The sequence below is a fragment of the Luteimonas sp. Soil_C_16 genome, from assembly GCF_057657295.1.
In genome coordinates this window covers 813,558-833,666 of sequence record NZ_JBDGIS010000001.1, presented here as the reverse complement: position 1 = coordinate 833,666, position 20,109 = coordinate 813,558, and the positions used below count along the sequence as shown (strand labels likewise).

General features: G+C 68.9%; 16 protein-coding genes. 6 read left to right on the top strand and 10 right to left on the bottom strand.

Annotated features, from left to right (window positions below; all coding sequences use genetic code 11):
* Nucleotides 1-167: 167 nt before the first annotated feature.
* From AC3A5T_RS03730 to AC3A5T_RS03720, 3 genes are all read left to right on the top strand, one after another.
* Complete coding sequence (locus AC3A5T_RS03730; RefSeq protein WP_487627412.1) at nucleotides 168-752, top strand: RNA polymerase sigma factor; 585 nt, start codon at nucleotides 168-170, stop codon at nucleotides 750-752.
* Nucleotides 730-1,779, top strand: coding sequence for a FecR family protein (locus tag AC3A5T_RS03725; RefSeq protein WP_487627411.1), 1,050 nt, complete (start codon nucleotides 730-732; stop codon nucleotides 1,777-1,779). The genes AC3A5T_RS03730 and AC3A5T_RS03725 overlap by 23 nt, the downstream gene beginning before the upstream one ends.
* 578 nt (nucleotides 1,780-2,357) lie before the next feature.
* Nucleotides 2,358-5,411, top strand: a complete 3,054-nt coding sequence (locus AC3A5T_RS03720) for a TonB-dependent receptor domain-containing protein (RefSeq protein WP_487627410.1) — start codon at nucleotides 2,358-2,360, stop codon at nucleotides 5,409-5,411.
* 185 nt (nucleotides 5,412-5,596) lie between these two features.
* On the opposite strand, the gene AC3A5T_RS03715 is transcribed toward AC3A5T_RS03720, so the two are convergent.
* Nucleotides 5,597-8,125 (bottom strand): excinuclease ABC subunit UvrA, encoded by a 2,529-nt coding sequence (locus tag AC3A5T_RS03715; RefSeq protein ID WP_487627409.1) that lies wholly within the window; start codon nucleotides 8,123-8,125, stop codon nucleotides 5,597-5,599.
* Between the two features lie 119 nt (nucleotides 8,126-8,244).
* On the opposite strand from AC3A5T_RS03715, the gene AC3A5T_RS03710 reads away from it, so the two are divergent.
* Entirely contained in the window at nucleotides 8,245-10,368 is a 2,124-nt protein-coding gene (locus tag AC3A5T_RS03710) for a catalase (protein WP_487627408.1), read from the top strand.
* Between the two features lie 115 nt (nucleotides 10,369-10,483).
* Here the strand turns inward: AC3A5T_RS03710 and AC3A5T_RS03705 are convergent, their stop codons facing one another.
* From AC3A5T_RS03705 to AC3A5T_RS03675, 7 genes are all read right to left on the bottom strand, one after another.
* Entirely contained in the window at nucleotides 10,484-10,750 is a 267-nt protein-coding gene (locus AC3A5T_RS03705) for a hypothetical protein (RefSeq protein WP_487627407.1), read from the bottom strand.
* A gap of 153 nt (nucleotides 10,751-10,903) precedes the next feature.
* Nucleotides 10,904-11,173 carry a hypothetical protein gene (locus tag AC3A5T_RS03700; protein WP_487627406.1) on the bottom strand — a complete coding sequence of 90 codons (270 nt, stop codon included), beginning with the start codon at nucleotides 11,171-11,173 and terminating at the stop codon, nucleotides 10,904-10,906.
* Nucleotides 11,163-11,891 carry a glycosyltransferase family 2 protein gene (locus AC3A5T_RS03695; protein WP_487627405.1) on the bottom strand — a complete coding sequence of 243 codons (729 nt, stop codon included), beginning with the start codon at nucleotides 11,889-11,891 and terminating at the stop codon, nucleotides 11,163-11,165. Before AC3A5T_RS03695 ends, AC3A5T_RS03700 begins: the two co-directional genes overlap by 11 nt.
* The gene (locus AC3A5T_RS03690) at nucleotides 11,888-12,490 is read right to left on the bottom strand and encodes a class I SAM-dependent DNA methyltransferase (protein WP_487627404.1); all 603 of its coding nucleotides are present in this window, start codon (nucleotides 12,488-12,490) and stop codon (nucleotides 11,888-11,890) included. Before AC3A5T_RS03690 ends, AC3A5T_RS03695 begins: the two co-directional genes overlap by 4 nt.
* Nucleotides 12,487-13,266 (bottom strand): PIG-L deacetylase family protein, encoded by a 780-nt coding sequence (locus AC3A5T_RS03685; protein WP_487627403.1) that lies wholly within the window; start codon nucleotides 13,264-13,266, stop codon nucleotides 12,487-12,489. The genes AC3A5T_RS03690 and AC3A5T_RS03685 overlap by 4 nt, the downstream gene beginning before the upstream one ends.
* Entirely contained in the window at nucleotides 13,254-14,255 is a 1,002-nt protein-coding gene (locus AC3A5T_RS03680) for an acyl-CoA dehydrogenase family protein (RefSeq protein WP_487627402.1), read from the bottom strand. The genes AC3A5T_RS03685 and AC3A5T_RS03680 overlap by 13 nt, the downstream gene beginning before the upstream one ends.
* A 194-nt stretch (nucleotides 14,256-14,449) precedes the next feature.
* Nucleotides 14,450-15,784, bottom strand: a complete 1,335-nt coding sequence (locus AC3A5T_RS03675) for a hypothetical protein (protein WP_487627401.1) — start codon at nucleotides 15,782-15,784, stop codon at nucleotides 14,450-14,452.
* 80 nt (nucleotides 15,785-15,864) lie between these two features.
* Between AC3A5T_RS03675 and AC3A5T_RS03670 the strand changes: the two genes are divergently transcribed.
* Nucleotides 15,865-16,218: a putative signal transducing protein gene (locus tag AC3A5T_RS03670; RefSeq protein WP_487627400.1), complete on the top strand. Its 354-nt coding sequence runs from the start codon at nucleotides 15,865-15,867 to the stop codon at nucleotides 16,216-16,218.
* Between the two features lie 101 nt (nucleotides 16,219-16,319).
* On the top strand, nucleotides 16,320-18,668 hold the full coding sequence (locus AC3A5T_RS03665) for a Tex family protein (protein ID WP_487627399.1): 2,349 nt from the start codon (nucleotides 16,320-16,322) through the stop codon (nucleotides 18,666-18,668).
* Between the two features lie 115 nt (nucleotides 18,669-18,783).
* On the opposite strand, the gene AC3A5T_RS03660 is transcribed toward AC3A5T_RS03665, so the two are convergent.
* Together AC3A5T_RS03660 and AC3A5T_RS03655 are read right to left on the bottom strand one after the other, a co-directional pair.
* The gene (locus tag AC3A5T_RS03660; protein WP_332077889.1) at nucleotides 18,784-19,281 is read right to left on the bottom strand and encodes a YciE/YciF ferroxidase family protein; all 498 of its coding nucleotides are present in this window, start codon (nucleotides 19,279-19,281) and stop codon (nucleotides 18,784-18,786) included.
* Between the two features lie 94 nt (nucleotides 19,282-19,375).
* Entirely contained in the window at nucleotides 19,376-20,098 is a 723-nt protein-coding gene (locus AC3A5T_RS03655; RefSeq protein ID WP_487627441.1) for a response regulator transcription factor, read from the bottom strand.
* Between the last annotated feature and the right edge of the window lie 11 nt (nucleotides 20,099-20,109).

Below are 20,109 nucleotides of genomic sequence, written 5' to 3'. Positions count from 1 at the left end.
GATGCCGAGCCACAAGGCCAGCGTCCACTTCATCCCCGTCTTGCGCATTGCCCTGCTCCCCGTGAGTCCGGCGCGGCGATCGCCACGCGTGTCCGATTCCATGACGAACGGAGGCGTGCGATCCCCCCGCTGCGTTGATGCCATCTGTTCGGCTATGTTGCCGCTACATGACCGCCGCCCTCGATGCCTGGTTCGTCGAAGAGATCCTCGTCCACGAGGGCGCGCTGCGTCATTATCTCGCGCGCCACTGGCCGAACGCGGAAGAGCGTCACGATCTGCGCCAGGAGGTCTACACGCGTGTCTACCAGTCGGCCGCCCAAGAACTCCCGCGACATCCCAAGGCCTTCCTGCTGACTACCGCGCGGCATCTGGTCGTCGACCGCGCGCGGCGCGGGCGGGTGGTGTCGATCGAACCGATGGGTGATCTGGAGCCCTTGCACGTCCTGGTAGACGAGGTCTCGCCGGAACGCTGGTGCGGCGGGCGACAGGTGCTGGCGCGTCTGTCGGATGCGTTCGACCGTCTGCCCGCCCGCTGCCGCGAGGTCGTGTGGCTGCGACGGGTCGAAGAGCTCTCGCAGCGCGAAGTGGCCGAACGGCTGGGCATCACGGAGAAGACCGTGGAAAAACACATCGCCAAGGGCATGCGGCTGCTCGCCGACCGGTTCCTCGGCAGCGACGACGCACCGCGCACGCGCAGGGACGCCGGTGTCCATCACAGGGATGCGGACGATGACGCACGCCAAGTCGACTGACGCCGGCGCGATCGAAGCCGCCGCCGCCGACTGGCTCGCCCGTCGCGATGGCGGCGCCTGGACGGCCGACGACGATGTGGTGCTGACGGCGTGGCTGGACGCGGACGTCGCGCACCGCGTCGCATTCCTGCGGCTGCAGGCGGTGTGGGCGGAGACCGCGCGGCTGCAGGCGCTGGGCGCCGGCCATGTCGGTGCGGGCATTCCGCCGCGCGGCCTGCGTGGCGAAGCCGGGCACACGTTCGACGATCCCGCCGCGCTGCGCTTCGCACCGCGTGCGGCACCGCTGCCGCGGCGTCGGCATGGCGTGTGGATCAGCGCCGCGCTTGCCGCCTGCCTCGCGCTCGTCGCCGGCGGCGCGTGGTTCGTCACCGTCCCGATCGATCCGGTCGATGTCCGCACCACGACCGGCATCACCCGCACGGTTGCGCTTGTGGATGGATCGCAGACCACGCTCGCCAGCGACACGGCCATCGAGGTGCGCATGTCGCGGCGCGAGCGCCACATCGCGCTGACCGCGGGCGAAGCCTTCTTCGAGGCGGCCAAGGATCCGCAGCGGCCCTTCGTCGTCGAGGCCGGCGACCGCCGCGTCGTCGCGGTCGGCACGCGGTTCTCCGTCCGGCGCGATGCCGACGCCCTGCGCGTCGTGGTCACCGAAGGGACGGTCCGGCTGGAACCGCTGGGCGACGCCATCGGTCAGCCGACGACCCTGCTGCCCGCCGGCAGCGTCGCCACCGTGCGTCGTGACGCCGTGCTGGTGCGCAGCCTGTCGCTGGCGGAAGTGGAGGAACTGGTGGACTGGCGCAGCGGGCGCCTGGTGTTCCGCGATACCGCACTCACCGACGCCGTGGCCGAGTTCAACCGCTTCAACACGCGCCAGATCGTGATCGCCGACGCCACCGTCGGCGCGTTGCGCATCGGCGGGAGTTTCCGCTGGGAAAACGCGGAAGGTTTCGTGCGGCTGCTCGAGCGCGGGTTTCCGGTGGAGGCGGAGTACGGGCGGGAGCGGATCGTGTTGCGGGCGCCTTGAGGGGCGAGGGGTAAGGAAGTAAGTGTGTGAGGACGTAAGGGCTGCACACCCATTCCGGACGACGGCAGTGCAGCGAATCCAGAGCGCGTGATGATATCCGCGGGTGCTCGCTGCCCTCACCCGACGCGCTGCGCGCGTCGACCTCTCCCGGAGGGAGAGGTGCTGTTTCTCCCGCAAGTGCACTGCCACGCGCTGTCTCTGACCTCGGCTGAGACATCGAGCCCCTCTCCCTTTGGGGTGAAGCGGCACGCTTGCGAGCCACTGGCTCGCGTGCCGATGAACGCCCTCGCGTCGACGCGAGGGCCGGGGCGCGGAGCGGGGTTGGGGTGAGGGCGACGATCGCGACACAGTCGTTCAAGCGCAAGCAAAGCCATCTGGACTTGCCTTGCGCGTCGACCGCGGATCGAGTCAGGGGCAGGCTCCTCCCGGAGGAAGAGGTGCTTCCGATTCTTGCGCTGCGACACGACGCGAATCGCGCCCCGAAGCACCAAGCACTCAACACCGCGGGGGGATTTCTCCGCCTCGTTCGTCGAGTTGGATTGGGGAGGCGCCGTCCGGGCGCCACGAAGGGGAAGGTCTTGCATCGCTCACGTCCATTGCGCGCGGTCCTGCTCGCGCTTGCCTGCGCCACCGCGCTGTCGGCGCAGGCCCAGACCGCTCCGGTCACCGCCGTACCGGCCGGTGATCTCGCCACGGCCCTCGACGCCTTCGCGCGCCAGTCCGGCGTGCAGCTCGTGTATCGCGCTGATCAGTTGCGCGGTGCGCGCACGCGAGGTATCGATGCCGGCCTGTCGCCGCAACAGGCGCTGGACCGGCTGCTCCAGGGCAGCGGATTCGTCGCGCAACGCGATGCAGACGGCGCTGTGCTGGTCGTGCCGCAGCCGTTGCTCGCGCAGACCGGCCGCGCATCGCCGCCTCGACCCGCTGCTGCGCCGCCACCGCCGACGCCGCCCGCACCTGCACCCGTCACCGAGCTGCAGACCCTGCAGGTCACCGGTTCGCGCATTCCCCGCGCCGAGATCGAAGGTCCGGCGCCGATCACCGTCATCACCGCCGACGACATCGCCGCCGGGGGGTTCACCTCCGTGCCCGACGTGATGCAGGCGCTGACCCAGAACGGCGGCCAGACGCAGAGCCAGCAGTCGGCCGGCGGCGCGGACTTCGCGCCCGGCGCGCAGCAGGTCGACCTGCGTGGCCTCGGCCCCAACCACACACTGGTGCTGGTCAACGGACGCCGCATCGCCGACTTCCCGTTGCCGTTCGGCGGCCGCAGCAACTTCACCGACGTCTCCAGCCTGCCGCTGGGCATGATCGAACGCATCGAAGTGCTGACCGGCAGCGCGTCGGCGATCTACGGGTCGGATGCGATTTCCGGTGTCGTCAATTTCATTCTCAAGCGCAAGGTCGATGGCACCACGCTCGACTACCGCTATGGCCAGACCGAACGCGGCGATGCGGAATCGCATCGTCTCAACCTGTCGGGCGGCTTCTCGCGCGGCGCGCTCGATGTCGTCGCCGGCTTCGAATACCGCCGACAGGAACCGCTCTGGGGCTTCGACCGCGCGCAGCAGGATTCGACGTTCGACGGCCCGACCGAAAGCTCGCGTCTGCCGCAGCGCACGTTCCTGATCACCGATTACTACGACGACTACCTCGATCCGGGCGAGGACACCTGCGACGCGTTGTCGAACCTCAACGAGGGCACGGTGCAGTACGCCTTCCGTCCGCGATACGGCTACTACTGCGGCAGCGACCGCTCCGTCGCCTACCGCACCGTCCTCAGCAAGCGCGACGGCATCAACGGCTACGCCTCGCTGACCTACGCGTTCGACAACGGCAGCCAATGGTTCGCCGATCTGCAGGCCGGCCGCCATGAAGTCTCGCTGTTCCGCGCGCCGCGCAGCTGGGCGCTGATGACGCCCGACGGCGTGGAGCACGACTACTTCTACAACCAGAACACCGAACAGCTGGAGTACTGGCAGCGCCAGTTCACGCTCGAGGAGATGGGTGGGCTGCGCACCGGCATGGTCGAGACGACGCAGAAGACGCTCGGCGTGACGACCGGCCTGCGCGGCCGCTGGCCCGGCGACTGGGACTACGAGCTCGCGCTGTCGCATTCGCAGTACACCGCGCGGATCAGCTGGCCGCAGATCGTCGCCGAACGTGCGAACGCGCTGTTCCTCGGCCCGCTGCTGGGTTACGACGAGGATGACTACCCGATCTACGACGCCGACCCCGCGCGCATGTACCAGCCGCTGTCGCGCGCCGAGTACGACAGCATCTTCGCGCGCACCACCTATCACCCGGAATCGGAAAGCCAGACGCTGGCGATGACGCTGACCCAGGGCGAGCTGTTCACCCTGCCCGGCGGCGCGGCCGGCTTCGCTGCGACCGCGGAAATCGGCCGCCAGTCCTACGATCTCAAGCCCGATCCGCTGGCGACGCAGTACTACTACTACAGCTGGAAGGACTCCGACGGCGCCGGCAGCCGCAACCGCTGGGCGCTGGCCGGCGAGCTGCGCATGCCGGTCTTCGAACGCCTGAATCTCAGCGTCGCCGGCCGCTACGATCAGTACCGGTTCGCCGGGCGCGACCCGGGCAAGTTCACCTGGAGCACTGGTCTGGAATGGCGGCCGATCGACAGCCTGCTGGCGCGCGCGTCCTACGGCACCGCGTTCCGCGCGCCCGACCTGCACTACGTGTTCGCCGGTCCCGGCAACGACGAAACCTCGGGCGTGGATTTCTGGCGCTGCGCGGTCGAGGAGCCGGACACCGATCCCAGTGACGACTGCAGCTACTCCGACGAAGGCATCATCCGCGGCCGCAGCGGCAGTCCGGACCTCAGACCCGAAACCAGCACTTCATGGACGGCCGGCTTCGTCTGGTCGCCACTGTCGAACGCGGACCTGTCGGTGGACTGGTTCGACATCGACATGCGCGACCAGGTACAGGACCTGCGCGTGAACACCGTGCTGCGCAACGAGGCCGACTGCCGTCTCGGCGTGCAGCCGATCGGCTCGCCGCTGTGCGTGGACACGCTCTCGCGCATCACCCGCCTGTCCGACGACAGTCTCTACAGCGTGTTCGTCAACCCGATCAACATCGCCCGCGAACGCACCAGCGGTCTCGACGTCAGCGGCAACCTGCGCTTCGAAACCGGCATCGGTCTGTTCCGGCTCAACGGCGGCTACACCTGGGTGCGCACGCACGACATCCAGCAGTACCCGGACGAGCCGGTCGTCGACATGTTCGCGATCAACAGCGGCTACGACATCCCGCGCACGAAGGCGACGCTGCGCCTGTCATGGGAACGCGACGCGTGGCAGGCGTCGATCCAGGGGCGCCGTCTGGGCCGTCTGCCCAACGACGATTCCTACTTCGAAATCTGGGATGCGGACTCGGGCAACGATCCGTGGATCGGTGCGACCTACCGCTACAACGCGAACGTGCAGTTCAACTTCACCGACGCCGCGCAGCTGTCTCTGACGGTCGTCAATCTGTTCGACAAGGCGCCGCCCTACGATCCGACCTCGACCGGATATCCGTACTACGACATCGCGTGGTTCGACACCGAGGGCCGGACGTTCTACGTGCAGTACACGCACAAGTTCGGGGGCGTGGCGGCGCGTTGAGATGTGACGTCGCCAAGCCCTCCCCCGCAAGCGGGGGAGGGTTGGGAGGGGGCAAACCATCAGCGCCGAGCGAAAAGCAACGCAAGCGTTGAGCGGCAAATGGCGCCCACTATCAAAGCGCGCCTAACCCTTGCCCCCATCCCAACCTTCCTCCGCAAACGGGGGAAGGGGTCTACTTCACCCAATCAACCGCCGCCCAGCGCCTGTCTCAGGAACGGCGCAGTCTTGCTCGTCTTCGACTTCGCCACCTCCGCCGGCACACCCGCCGCCACGACATGCCCACCGGCATCGCCCGCGCCCGGGCCCATGTCGATCAGCCAGTCGCTGGCCGCGGCCACACGCATATCGTGTTCGACGACGACCACGGTGCTGCCCGCATCCACCAGCCCACTCAATTGCCGCATCAGTGTGTCGACATCCTTGGGATGCAGGCCGGTCGTCGGTTCGTCGAGCACGTAGACCGTGCCGCGGCGCTGCGCGCGTTGCAGTTCGCTGGCGAGCTTGATGCGTTGCGCTTCGCCGCCCGACAGTTCGGTCGCCGGCTGGCCGAGCCGCAGATAGCCGAGTCCGACTTCCAGCAGCACCTGCAGCGGACGCACGATCGCCGCGTCGTCGGCGAAGAACTCGGCGGCCTCGGCCACCGTCATCGCGAGCACGTCGGCGATGTGCTTGCCGCGCAACGTGACTTCGAGTGTCTTCGCGTCGTAGCGGCTGCCATGACAGGTCGGGCATGGCGCATAGACGCTGGGCATGAACAGCAGTTCCACGCTGACGAAGCCTTCCCCGTCGCAGGTCGCGCAGCGGCCCTTGGCGACGTTGAACGAGAACCGCCCGGCGTCGTAACGACGACGTTGCGCTGCCGGCGTATCGGCGAAGCGCTTGCGCACGTGGTCGAACAGGCCGGTATAGGTCGCGAGATTCGAGCGCGGGGTACGGCCGATCGGTTTCTGGTCGACACGCACCAGACGTCTGATCGCCTCTGCGCCGCCTGCGATCCGTCCGTCCAGCGGCACCTCGACACCACGCTCGAGCGGATCCAGCGGCGTGTCGTCGTCGCCGCTCCCCTGGCCCAGATGCGCGCCCAGCAGTTCGACCAGCGCCTGGCTGACCAGCGAGGATTTGCCCGAACCGCTGACGCCGGTGACGGTGGTGAACACACCGAGCGGAATGTCGACGTCGAGATCGCGCACGTTGTGGCGATGGATGCCGCGCAGCTGCAGCCAGCCGTCCGGCGCGCGCGGGGTGTGTGCGATCGATGCGCCGTCATCGTCGAGATAGCGCCGCGTCGACGAGGCCTCGATCTTCGACAGCCCGGCGAGCGGGCCGCTGTAGAGCACCTGCCCGCCGTGCTGGCCGGCCGCCGGACCGACATCGACGATCCAGTCGGCATGGCGGATCACTTCGATCTCGTGCTCGACGACGAACAGCGAATTGCCGGCGGCACGCAACTGGTCGAGCGCGCGCAGCAGCGCCTGGGTGTCGGCCGGATGCAGGCCAGCGGAGGGTTCGTCCATGACGTAGACCACGCCGAACAGCTGCGAACGGATCTGCGTGCCCAGGCGCAGGCGTTGCAGTTCGCCGGGTGACAGCGTCGGCGTCGCGCGGGCGAGCGTCAGATAGCCGAGGCCGAGATCCTGCAGCACCTTGAGTCGCGCGAGCAGATCCTGCGCGATGCGCTGCGCGGCCAGTGCCTGTTCCGGATGCGCCTTCGCGTGGGTCTTGCCGGCCGCGGCCGGTGCCAGCAGGTCGGCGAGTTCGTCGAGCGGCCGCTGCGAGAACGCGGCGATGTCGAGCCCGGCGAAGGTCACCGAGAGCGCCTCGCGCCGCAGCCGCTTGCCGTCGCACTCCGGGCACGCGGCGCTGACCAGATACTGCGCGGCGCGCTTCTTCTGCTGCGGGCTCTGGGTGTTGGCGAAGGTGTGCAGCACATGCCGGCGCGCACTGGTGAACGTGCCCATGTAGGCCGGTTCGGTCTTGCGCTTGAGTGCGTCCTTGACCTCGTCGAGATCGAAACCGGGATAGACCGGTTCCACCGGCTGCTCGTCGGTGAACAGGATCCAGTCGCGGGTCTTCCTCGGCAGTTTCGACCACGGCACGTCGATGTCGATGCCGCGCGTGGTCAGGATGTCGCGCTGGTTCTGTCCGTGCCACGCGCCCGGCCACGCGGCGACGGCGCGCTCGCGGATGGTCAGCGAGCGGTCGGGGACCATCGAGGCTTCGGTGGCGTCGTAGATGCGGCCCAGGCCATGGCAGGTCGGGCAGGCGCCTGCCGGCGTGTTCGGCGAGAAACCGTCGGCGTAGATGATGGCCTGGCCGCGCGGATAGTCGCCGGCGCGCGAGTACAGCATGCGCAGGGAATTGGAGATCGTGGTCAGGCTGCCGACCGACGAGCGCGCGGTCGGCGTGCCGCGCGCCTGCTGCAGGGCGACAGCAGGCGGCAGGCCCTCGATCGAATCCACCTGCGGCACACCGGCCTGATCGATCAACCGGCGCGCGTAGGGCGAGATCGAATCGAGATAGCGCCGCTGCGCCTCGGCGAACAGCGTGCCGAAGGCCAGCGAGGATTTGCCCGAGCCGGATACGCCGGTGAACACCACCAGCGCATCGCGCGGGATGTCGACATCGACGTCCTTGAGATTGTGTTCGCGCGCGCCTCGCACGCGCACGCAGTCGGCGATGGCGTGCGCGATGGGATCTGGAGTCTTGGCAGTCATGGCGATGATTATCCGCGGCGCGCGTTGCGTGCCCGTCGTCGATTCCGAATGGGCGCACTGCACGGTGCGCTCACGACGGCGCGCCCACCCTCGCGGCTCATCCCCCGGAGCCCACCCCCATGGCCAGCAAGACGCCAGCCCCCGCCACGTCCCGCAAACCGCCGTCCACCGGCAAGACACCCGTACGCGAGGCCACCGATCTGCGCGGCGAAGGCGACGAACTGCAGCAGCAGGCCGGCGGCACGCATCCGCAGCTGACGACGAACCAGGGCATCCCGGTCGCCGACAACCAGAATTCGCTCAAGTCCGGGGGGCCGCGCGGCCCGACGCTGCTGGAGGATTTCATCCTCCGAGAGAAGATCACCCACTTCGATCACGAGCGCATTCCCGAGCGCATCGTGCACGCCCGTGGCACCGCGGCGCACGGCACCTTCGAGCTGACCAAGTCGCTGTCGCAGTACACCACCGCGCGCATCCTCACCGAGGTCGGCACGAAGACGCCGGTGTTCACGCGCTTCTCGACCGTGGCCGGTGGCGCCGGTTCGGTCGACACGCCGCGCGACGTGCGCGGTTTTTCGGTGAAGTTCTACACCCAGGAAGGCAACTGGGATCTGGTCGGCAACAACATCCCGGTGTTCTTCATCCAGGACGCGATGAAGTTTCCGGACGTGGTGCACTCGGTGAAGATGGAGCCCGACCGCGGCTTCCCGCAGGCGGCCAGTGCGCACGACACGTTCTGGGATTTCATCTCGCTGACCCCCGAATCGATGCACATGATCATGTGGGCGATGAGCGACCGCACGATCCCGCGCTCGCTGCGCACGATCGAAGGCTTCGGCGTGCATTCCTTCCGTCTGCTCGACGCGGACGGCAACAGCACCTTCGTGAAGTTCCACTGGCGCCCGACGCTGGGCATCCAGTCGACGGTGTGGGACGAGGCATTGAAGCTGCAGGCGGCCGACAACGACTTCCACCGCCGTGATCTGTTCGAGGCGATCCAGGCCGGCGATTTCCCCGCCTGGGATCTCGCGGTGCAGCTGTTCACCGAAGAAGAGGCCGACGCGTTCCCGTTCGACCATCTCGATGCGACCAAGCTGATTCCCGAGGAATTGGTGCCGCTGCAGGTCATCGGCCGCATGACCCTCGACCGCTGGCCGGACAACTTCTTCGCCGAGACCGAACAGGTGGCGTACTGCCCGGCGAACATCGTGCCCGGCATCGACTTCAGCAACGACCCGCTGCTGCAGGGCCGGCTGTTCTCGTACCTCGACACGCAGCTCTCGCGCCTGGGCGGACCGAACTTCCACCAGATTCCGGTCAATGCGCCGAAGTGTCCGTTCGCCAACAACCAGCGCGACGGCCACATGCAGATGCAGGTGCCCAAGGGCCGGGTGAACTACGAGCCCAGCTCGCTGCAGGCCGACAGCCCGCGTGCCTCGCGCGAGGCCGGCTACCGCCATCACGCGACCGTCGACGACGGCGTCAAGGGTCGCGTGCGGCCGGACAGCTTCGCCGACCACTACAGCCAGGCGCGCCTGTTCTTCCGCAGCCAAAGCGAGATCGAGCAGGCGCACATGGCGAGCGCGCTGGTGTTCGAACTGTCGAAAGTCGAGACGGCGCACGTGCGCGAGGCCATCGTCGGCCATCTGCGTCATGTCGATCCGACGCTCGCCCAGCGCGTGGCCGACGGTCTCGGCATGGATGCGCTGCCGCCGGCGCCCGAGGCGCGGGTGCAGCCGCAGGACATGGCGGTCTCGCCCGCGCTGCGCATCATCGATCGCATGCGCGACACGCTGCAGGGCCGCTGCGTCGGCATCCTGGTCCACGACGGCTCCGATGCCGCCACGGTCAAGGCGCTGCGCAAGGCCGCGGAAAGCGCGGGCGCGATGGTCAAGATCGTCGCGCCCAAGCTCGGCGGCGCCAAGCTCTCCGACGGCAAGCGTCTGCCGGCCGATGGCCAGCTCGCCGGCACGCCGTCGACGGTGTTCGACGCCGTCGCCATCGTGCTCTCGGCCGACGCCGGCAAGCTGCTGTCGCGCGAAGCAGCCGCGGTCGACTGGGCACGCGATGCGTTCGGACATCTGAAGGCGATCGCCGCCGATGACGGTGCGCAGGCCGTGCTCAAGGCCGGTGGCATCGCCAAGGATGCAGGCGTGCTCGACGCGGCCGACACCAAGGGTTTCATCACCCAGGCGAAGACGCGTCAGTGGGATCGCGAAAAGAAGGTGCGCATGCTGGCCTGAGCCGGCGTGCGGGGTGGTGGGGCGTCGCCGAGCGGCGCGCCCCTTCCGCTCGATACGAGACAAAAAAAGGGTGCCTTCCGGCACCCTTTTTCGTGGACATGCGGTGGGTATGCGATCAGGCCGCCGCAGCGCCCGTCACCAGTGCGGGCGCGTTCGCCGCCGCGACTGCCTCGGGCGTCGGCGCCGCCGGCGCATCGACGGGCTCGTAACTGCCATCCGCATTGCGCACCCGCAGGATGCAGCCGCGTTCGATCACCCCCCGTACCACTTCATCGCGCAGCGCGGTCGCGCGGCTCAGATACGTCGCCAGCGTCTGGCCCTGCGTATCGGTGAGCACCCAGAAGCGCAGGCCCATGTCGTATTGCAGCGTGTAGGTACTCATCCGTGTCTCCGCGATCATCAGCGTCGATCTTCGGGTGCGCTGGATCGATCAGGCGTGAATCCGGCGGGGTCATCTTCGATCGCATGCGCACGACACGTGCGCCTGCGCATGTCGTTCATCGAAACGCCCGTCGCCAGGCGGCCTCGCGGTGTGTCAGTGCGCGGCTGCCGCGCGCCTGCGTCGTGACGTCAGCACCTGGCCGGCGATCGCGGTCAGCAGAATGCAGGCATTGGTGACGATGAAGACCCGGTCGCCGACCAGTGCGCTGTAGGTCACGAAGCCGACGGAAGCGGTGATCTGGCCGACGAACAGCCAGTGCGACACGCCTTGCGCGCTGCCATCCCGGAGCTGCGTCGCGATCTGACGGATCAGCGTCGCCAGCAGCACCGCGGAGGCGGCCCAGCCGATGACCTCAGGCGGCATGGGCATCCGGCGCGGCGCCGAAGTCGACCGCAGCGGCTTCGAGCACCGGCGCCGCCAGCAGACGCGTCCGCGCCTCCAGCGCGAGCAGATAATCGGCGAATCCGCCCTGTGCGCGCGCGACGCGTCGCGCACTGGTGATCACGACGGGGGTCGCACGCCGGGCGATCAGCGCGCCGGCGCGATGCAGCGCATCGACCATGGCCACATCCTCGTGCGCGGACAGCGGCGGGAAGCCGCCGCAGCGCAGATACATCGCCGCACTGAATCCCATGTTCGCGCCGTGCACGTGCGGATGGCCGTCGCGCTGTTCTTCGGGCGTGCCGAACTGCGTGCGCACGGTGTCGTCGTAGTCGAGCCAGTCGTCGACGGTGACGATTCCGCAGAACGCATCGGCAGCGCAGGCGAGCTGGCAGGCCAGCCAGTCGCGCGGCACGCGCGAATCGGCATCGGTACATGCCACCCAGCGCGCGCCCAGACCGATCACGAACGCCGCGCCGGCCGCGCGGGCGAGGCCGACGTTGCCGTCGTGCACGACCACGGCGCGCACGCCGCACGCGGCGACGATCGCGGCCGTGCGATCGCTGCAGCGGTCCAGCGCGACCACGATGACGACTTCTTCGCCGCCGAGCGCATCGCTGTGTGCGGCCATCTGTACCGACGCCAGGCACGCGGCGATGCAGGCTTCCTCGTCGTGCGCCGGAATGACGACGCCGATCATCGCAGGCCCGCCCGTTGCGCGACCGAAGCGGCGTTCAACGCCCAGCCGTCGAGGCGCACATCGGCATCGCCATAGCCGAACACGCGTTGCATGCCGAGTGTGCGGCGCAGCAGGCGGTGTACCTCGCGGCCCGACTGCGGCGCCTGCGCGAATGGCGCCAGCCAGTGGCAGGCGACCAGCACGCCATCGCCGCGCAGGCTGGACTTCAGCCGATGTGCCATGCGCGTCAGCGTGTCGGCATCGAGGTAGTAGCCCACCTCGCTGAAGACGATCAGATCGAACAGGCCATCGGGCCAGGTGTCGGGATGCCGCGCCCGGCGCACGTCGACGTGGGCGTGCGCCTGGGTGCGTTCGGTGGCGAGTGCGACGGCGCGTGCGCTGAGGTCGGTGGCGATCAGGCTGTCGCAGCGCGTCGCGAGGTCGGCTGTGAGTTCGCCGTTCGAGCAGCCGATTTCCCAGACGCGACCGAAGGTCTGCGCCGGCAGACTCGCGAGCAGCAGCGCGCGCTTGCGCGCCTCGTACCAGCGCTCGCGGTAACCGAAGGGATCGTCCTGCGCGTAGATCGCATCGAAATATTCGCTGGGCGTCGCGGCGCTCATGGCAACACGACTTCGAAATCACGATCGAACCGTGCGAGCACATGCGGCGGCAGGATCGGCGCCGGCATGCCGGGCGCGTCGTCCTGCAACTGCGACGCGAAGCACGCCAGCGCCGCCGCCTTGGCGCGGCACGCGGCCGGTGTCAGCACGAGGCGCTGCGCGTCCGGCAATGGCGATGCCGGCGCATCCGGCGAGAGCCAGTGCCACGCCCAGACCGGAAACTGTGCGACCTCCGCGCCGCCGCGCACGGCGGCACGTTCGACCGCGCGCGCCGTGGCTTCGTGATCGGGATGTGCGTCGCCGCGCCAGGTCGTCAGCACGCGGTCGCCCGTGCGCAGCAGCGGCGCGAGCGCCGCGACGAGCGCGTCTTCGTGCTCGGCGACGCGGCCGTCGCCGATGTCGAGCGTGTCGATCGCGTCCGCGTCGACGCCGAGCAACGCCAGGGCGCGTTCGAGTTCCTGCCGACGCACCGCGCGCAGATGCGCCGGCGGCCACGCGGGTGCGTCGGGATAGCAGGCTTCGCCATCGGTCACCGACACCACGCGCACCGGCAAACCGATCGCGCGCGCGGTGGCGATCAGGCCACCACACCCCAGCGCTTCGTCATCGGGATGCGGCGATACCACGACCACTCGTGCGATGCCGTCGAGCCAATCCTGTGCGGCGATGGAGGGCAATGCGGCCAGCCAGCGCGAGCGCTGCCATGCGGATTCCGAAATGCCCGCGCCCGCGATCCGCGGCGTGTCCTCCGCCGCGTCCATGCTCACAGCTGCCATGTGATCTCCCGCGCCTGCGCGGCGGCGCCGAGTTCCGCCCAGTCGCGCTCGGCATGACTCTGGCGCAGGAAGGTCGTCAGGTCGGCGCACCGCAGCGCATGGGCGCCGTCTTCGCACAGCGGGCCGGGGCCGAGCGCGCGCCCGACACGATCGATGACTTCGGTGGCCGCGCGTTCCACCACGCTGCGCACGCGGGTGATCGCGGTCGCGTGGGGCGCATCGGGATCGTGATCGATCGCGGCGGCGGTCTCGCGCAGCAGACTCGCGGCCGCGGACAGCGCCATGTCGATCGCGCCGAGGTGGGCCATCGCGTGCGGATTGTGCGCGGCACGCGGATGGCGACGCAGGGTCTCGGCGATCGCAGTCGCTGCGCCGAACCAGCACGCGGCGATGCCGCCACCGCCATGCCAGAAACCGGGTCGCGCGAGATAGTCGCCGGCCGCGCCGACCTGCACCGCGGCGACATCACGGAACTGCAGGCGTCCGCTTTCGACACGCGACATGCCGACCGCCTGCCAGTGACCCGAAAGCACTTCGATTCCCGGCGCGGCGCGCATCACCTGCACCAGCACGCGCGACTCGCCGATGTGCGCGGTGACCAGCGCCGCATCGACGAGATCCGCGCCCGAGCACCAAGCCTTGATGCCGTTCAAGCTGCCGATCCCGTCCACACCCGGCGTAAATTCCAGACGCGCATCTGGCGGCTCGGCGGCCCAGACCGCATGCAGCAGCGCGCCATCGAGTGCGCGTTCCGGCGCGCCGAGTTCGCTCAAGATCGCCAGCGCGTCGTAATGCGCTTCCAGCACCTTGATGCCGCAGACGTCTTCGGCGGCGATGTCCGACAGCTGGCGCCAGCGCGTCAGCGTGTCGCCGTGGCCGGGCAGCGGCAGCGAGGCGTGGCGCGCCATCGCGTCGCGGACGAAGGCGGGCAGCGCAGGCGCGCACGCGACCGACGCCGCAGACGGCGGCGTTGAAGAGAGAGGGGGCACGGAAGATCCAGAAGAGGTCTTGCGGCCACGTTGCGCCTTCGCAGGTGACAGGCGCGCGAGTCGGGCGCGTTCATGGCGTCAGTGCGACACCGTGCGTGTTCGATTCCCGTCCATCACGCCCGCTATGTGCGCTGGCGAACATGCCGACGCGGTGCGCGGCGCACTCCACGCACCGCGCCGAAGCGGATCGCCGGTCAGCGCACCACGCGCACGCCGCGCAGCGTCGGCGCGCCGTCGACGACGTCGGTCCAAACGATATAGGCCTGTCCAGCGACCGCCTGCAGCTGCGGAAAGCCGGTGCCGCGACCGCGGCCCTGCGGACGCGCGACTTCGATGCGTTCGTACTCGGTCGCCAGATCCGGGCTTCGACGCGACAGCCACAGCGACTGCGCGCCGGCGGCGTCCTCGCGCAGCCACAGCGCCCAGGCCTGTTGCCCATCGAGTGCGACGGCGACGCGGCCCTGTACCGCCGCATCGCTGTCGAGCACGACCGGCGCCGCGAACGTCGTGCCGGCATCGTCGCTGCGTGCGATCTGCACCTGCGGCGTGCCGGTCTGCGCGCTGTACCACGCGACGACCACGGCGCTGTCCACGGCCGCCACATCGGGGCCGTTGACCGGACAGGCCGGCATCACCCAGTTGTCGGCGTGCACGGCCGTCGGCGTCGTCCAGGCATCGCCCTCGCGGCGCGTGACCATGATGTCGCGCACTTCGCCGTCGCTGCGTCCGCGATAGACGAGTACCGGCCCTTGCGTGGTGACCGCGGCGGCGGTCTGGCAGCAGTCGCAGACGCTGGCGTCGATTTCCGCCTCGCCGGTCTTGCGCAGCGTCGCGTCGAAGTTCGCGGCACGCAGCGTCATCGGCCGGCCCTCGCCGGGCGACGCATGCCCTTCCGGCGAGTCGTGGCCCGCATGGCTCGCGCCGACGGTGTTGCGCCCGTCGAGCCAGGCGATGCCGATCCCGTCGCCCTGCGGCCACATCGACACGAAGCCGTGTTCGGTCTGCGTGCCGTCGTCGTGCGGCACGGTGTAGGCGCCCCAGTTCGCGCCGCCGTCGCGCGAACGCACCAGCGCGACGTCGTAGGCATACGGCGCCTCGCCGTTCTTCTGCAGCCAGTGCGCCCACAGCGCGCCGTCGGCGGTGGCCTGCACGTGCGGCGTGTCGGCCCAGTTGACGAACATGCGGTTGCCGATCGCGATCGTCGTCGGCGCATTGCGCCAGCGCTGCTGCGCGGGATCGAAACGCGAGAACTGGAACACGTGGCGGCGGCCTTCGCGCGAATTCACCCAGCTCAGCATCAGCACGCCGTCCGGGCCGGCGACGAGATCGGGCGACGCGGAACCGGCGCCGGTCTCCGGCAAGGCCCAGTCGACGATCTCGCTGGGCGCGGTGACATCGCTGGTCGCGGTGCGCGCGGCCGTCTGCTCGGGCGCATCGCTGCCACAGGCCGCGAGCAGCAATGCAGCGGTCGACACCGCGATGACGTTGTGCAGGCGCGAGAGGCGTGCGGGACGATCGAAAGCAGACATGCGCCAGGCTCCAAGTGAGCGTCGGATTCAGGGCGCAAGGTTACCCTCCCACGCATGTACGCGCGTCCACACACCCGCCCATGAGCGTCATCGTCGCCCGCTACGCGGACCCGATCGAAGCGCAGATCGCCTGCGGTCTGCTGCAGGCCGAGGGCATCGACGTGCATCTGGGCGACGCGAACATGGCGCTGGCGAACTGGGAATGGCGGCTCGCGATCGGCGGCGTGAAGCTGCACGTGCGCGACGACCAGTTCGAACAGGCGCAGGACCTCATCCGGCGCCTCGACGCCGGCGAATTCCAGCTCGGCGCCGAAGACGATCCCGACGCGGACGCGCCGCTGCCGGCCACGCGCGAAAGCGGCTCCAGCCGCCTGGCGTGGATCGCGCTGATGCTGTTCCAGATTCCGTTGCCCTGGCGCCGTCGCCGCGACTGAGTCGCACGCTGACTGGACCCGCTTGTCAACGGGTTACGCCGACAGGACCGGGTTGCCACAATCGCCGCGCGGCGCTGCTGCCGCGACCCGATGTGGAACCGATGTCCAAGCCTGATGCCGCCCTCGCCCGTCGAATCGCCGACACCATCGCCGCCGAGATCGGCGCCCAGCCCGCGCAGGCGATCGCCGCGATCGCGCTGCTCGACGAAGGCGCAACCGTGCCGTTCATCGCGCGCTATCGCAAGGAAGTCACCGGCGGGCTCGACGACACCCAGCTGCGCGATCTCGAAGTGCGCCTGTCCTACCTGCGCGAACTCGAAGACCGCCGCACGGCGATCCTCTCTAGCATCGACGAGCAGGGCAAATTGACGCCGGAACTGCGCGCCGACATCGAAGCCGCCGACAGCAAGGCGCGCCTCGAAGATCTGTATCTCCCCTACAAGCAGAAGCGCCGCACGCGCGCGCAGATCGCCCGCGAGGCTGGACTGGAGCCGCTGGCCGACGGCCTGCTGGCCGATCCCACATTGGTGCCCGAGACCTTCGCTGCCGGCTTCGTCGATGCCGACAAAGGCGTCGCCGATGCCAAGGCCGCGCTCGAAGGCGCGCGCGCGATCCTGATGGAGCGCTGGGGCGAGGACGCGACGCTGCTCGGCGAGCTGCGCAACTGGCTCGAAGCCAACGGCGTGATCCGCGCCAAGGTCAGCCCCGGCAAGGAAAGCGCGGGCGAGAAATTCCGCGACTACTTCGACCACGCCGAACCGCTGGCGAAGATTCCTTCGCATCGCCTGCTCGCGCTGTTCCGCGGCCGGCGCGAGGAGTTCCTGACCCTCGAACTCGAACCCGGCAACGATCCCGATCAGGGCAATGCCTACGCCGAAGGCCGCATCGCACTACACGCCGGCATCGCCGCGCAGTCGCGCGCCGCCGACACCTGGCTGCTCAACGCCTGCCGACTCGCATGGCGCGCGAAGATCCACCTGCATCTGATGATCGATCTGTTCGGCAAGGCGCGCGAGAAGGCCGAAGCCGAGGCGATCAACGTCTTCGGCGACAACCTCAAGGACCTGCTGCTCGCGGCGCCCGCCGGCCCGAAGGCCGTGCTCGGTCTCGATCCGGGCATCCGCACCGGCTGCAAGATCGCGGTGGTCGATGCGACCGGCAAGCTGGTCGCGACCGACACGATCTATCCGCACGAACCGCGCAAGCAATGGGACCAGTCGGTGCACACGCTGCGCAAGCTGTGCGCCGAACACGGCGTGCAGCTGATCGCGATCGGCAACGGCACGGCCTCGCGCGAGACCGATCGTCTCGCCGCCGAGGTCATCAAGCTCGCGCCGGAGCTCAAGCTGCAGAAGATCGTGGTCAGCGAAGCCGGCGCGTCGGTGTATTCGGCGTCCGAAACCGCGGCCAAGGAGTTCCCGAATCTCGACGTGTCGATCCGCGGCGCGGTGTCGATCGCGCGGCGCCTGCAGGATCCGCTGGCCGAGCTGGTGAAGATCGAGCCGAAAGCGATCGGCGTCGGCCAGTACCAGCACGATGTCGACCAGTACCGTCTGGCGCGTGCGCTGGACGCGCGCGTCGAGGACTGCGTCAACGCGGTCGGCGTGCACGTCAATACCGCGTCCGGCGCCCTGCTCGCGCGCGTCGCCGGCCTGTCGAGCGGTGTGGCCGAGAACATCGTCCTGCACCGCGATGCGAACGGACCGTTCAAGCGCCGAAAGGATCTGTTGAAGGTGCCGCGCCTGGGCGAGAAGACCTTCGAGCAGTGCGCGGGCTTCCTGCGCATCGCCGACGGCGACGAGCCGCTGGATGCCTCGTCCGTGCACCCGGAAGCCTATCCGGTCGTCGAGCGCATCGCCGGCAGCAGCGGCCGCGACGTGAAGCAGATCATCGGCGATGGTGCGTTCGTGCGCGGACTCAAGGCCGAACAGTTCACCGACGAGAAGTTCGGCGTGCCGACGGTGCGCGACATCCTGAAGGAACTCGAGAAGCCGGGCCGCGATCCGCGCCCGGAGTTCAAGGCCGCGGTGTTCGCCGACGGTGTCGAGGACATCAAGGACCTGCAGGTCGGCATGATCCTCGAAGGCGTGGTCAGCAATGTCGCCGCGTTCGGCGCGTTCGTCGATATCGGCGTGCACCAGGACGGCTTGGTGCACATCTCGGCGCTGTCGGACACCTTCGTCAAGGATCCGCGCGACGTGGTCAAGGCCGGCGACATCGTCAAGGTGAAAGTGATGGAGGTCGATGTGCTGCGCAAGCGCATCGCGCTGACGCGCCGACTCGATGACGTGCCGGGCGAGAAGCCGGCCCGTGAGTCGCGCGAAGATCGCACTGCATCCCGCGGTCCCGGCGGTCCGCGGGGCGGACGTCCTGCAGGCAAGCCGCAGACCACGGCTGCGCCGGGCAACAACGCACTGGCCGACGCGTTCGCCCGCGCACGCGGGCGCTGATTAAACCCACGGCGTCCGGGCATGTGACACGCCCGGACGCTGCGATCGGGTCACTCGATGTTCCGATCCGTGCCGATGTCTGCAACCCAGACACCCCGCACTGGAACGCGGTGGATCATCCGGCCTCGGCGGCCATCTGGTTGCCGCCGGCTTCCGCGAGCAGCGTCAGTTTCTCGTCGGTCGCCTTCTCTTCATCGAGCGTCGCCTTGAGCAACTTCACCGCATCCGTGTGGCCGAGTTGCTTGGCCAGCGCGCACAGCGTGCCGTAGGACGCGATCTCGTAATGCTCGACCTTCTGCGCGCCGCCGATCAGTGCGGCATCGCGCAGCGGCCCCTTGTCCATCGATTCGATGACGTCCTTGCTCTCTTCGACGAGGCCCTCCATCGCCGCGCATTTGATGCGCTTCAGGCGTGCGCCCAGCAGTTCGACCACTTGATCGAGCCGTTCGATCTGGACGTTGGTCTGCTCGAGATGCAGCTCGAACGCGGCGGCGAGATCGGGGTTGTGCGTCGCGCGTGCAAGTTTCGGCAGCGCCTTGGCCATCTGTCGCTCGGCGGAGTGCGTGTCCGAGAGTTCGTGGATGAAGAGGTCTTCGAGCGTCTTGATCGTCATGGCGGGTTGTCCGGTGTGGAGGGTGCGGGTGAACGCCGCGCGTGGTGGCCACGTGCAGTGCGGTTGTGCGTGATGGAGGTATTGCGTTGCGACGTCAGCCCGACAGCGGCTCGTCCGGTCGTGGCGCGCGGAACCGGAACCCGGTGCCGGGCATCGTCACGATCAGGTGCTCGTCGAAGCCGTCGTTGAGGGTGCGGCGCAGCTGGTACATGTGGCTGCGGAGCGAGTCGGAGCGCGGCAGTCGCGAGCCCCAGATCGCGGACTGCAGTTCCGCGCGCGTCACCACCCGCGGGTGATGCCGCATCAGGGTCGCGAGAATCTTCAGGCCGACCGGCAGCACCGGCAGTTCACGGCCTGCGCGAGTCACGCGCCCGGTGCCGGGATCGACCCGCAGGTCGTCGAGCGCAATGATTTCCTTCGCGACTTCGGCACGGCTGCGACGCAGCAGCGCATCGATGCGTGCACCGAGTTCGGCGGGCGCGAAGGGTTTGATGAGGTAGTCGTCAGCGCCTGCGCCGAGTCCTGCCAGCTTGGCGTCCAATGTGTTCAACGCCGACAGCATCAGGATCGGGGCGACCGGATGCGCCGCCGCGCGCAACTGCCTGCATACCTCCACGCCGTTCATCCGCGGCAGCGTGACGTCCAGCAGGATCGCGTCGTAGCGTTGTGCGCCGACGAGATTGAGCGCTTCGATGCCGTCGCGGGCGTAATCGACGGCGAAGCCGCGACGGACCAGCCATTCGCCGGTCAACGAGGCGAGGTTGGCGTCATCCTCGACGATGAGGATGAGACCGTTGTCGTTCCTGGACGTGTGCATGTTCCCTGGGA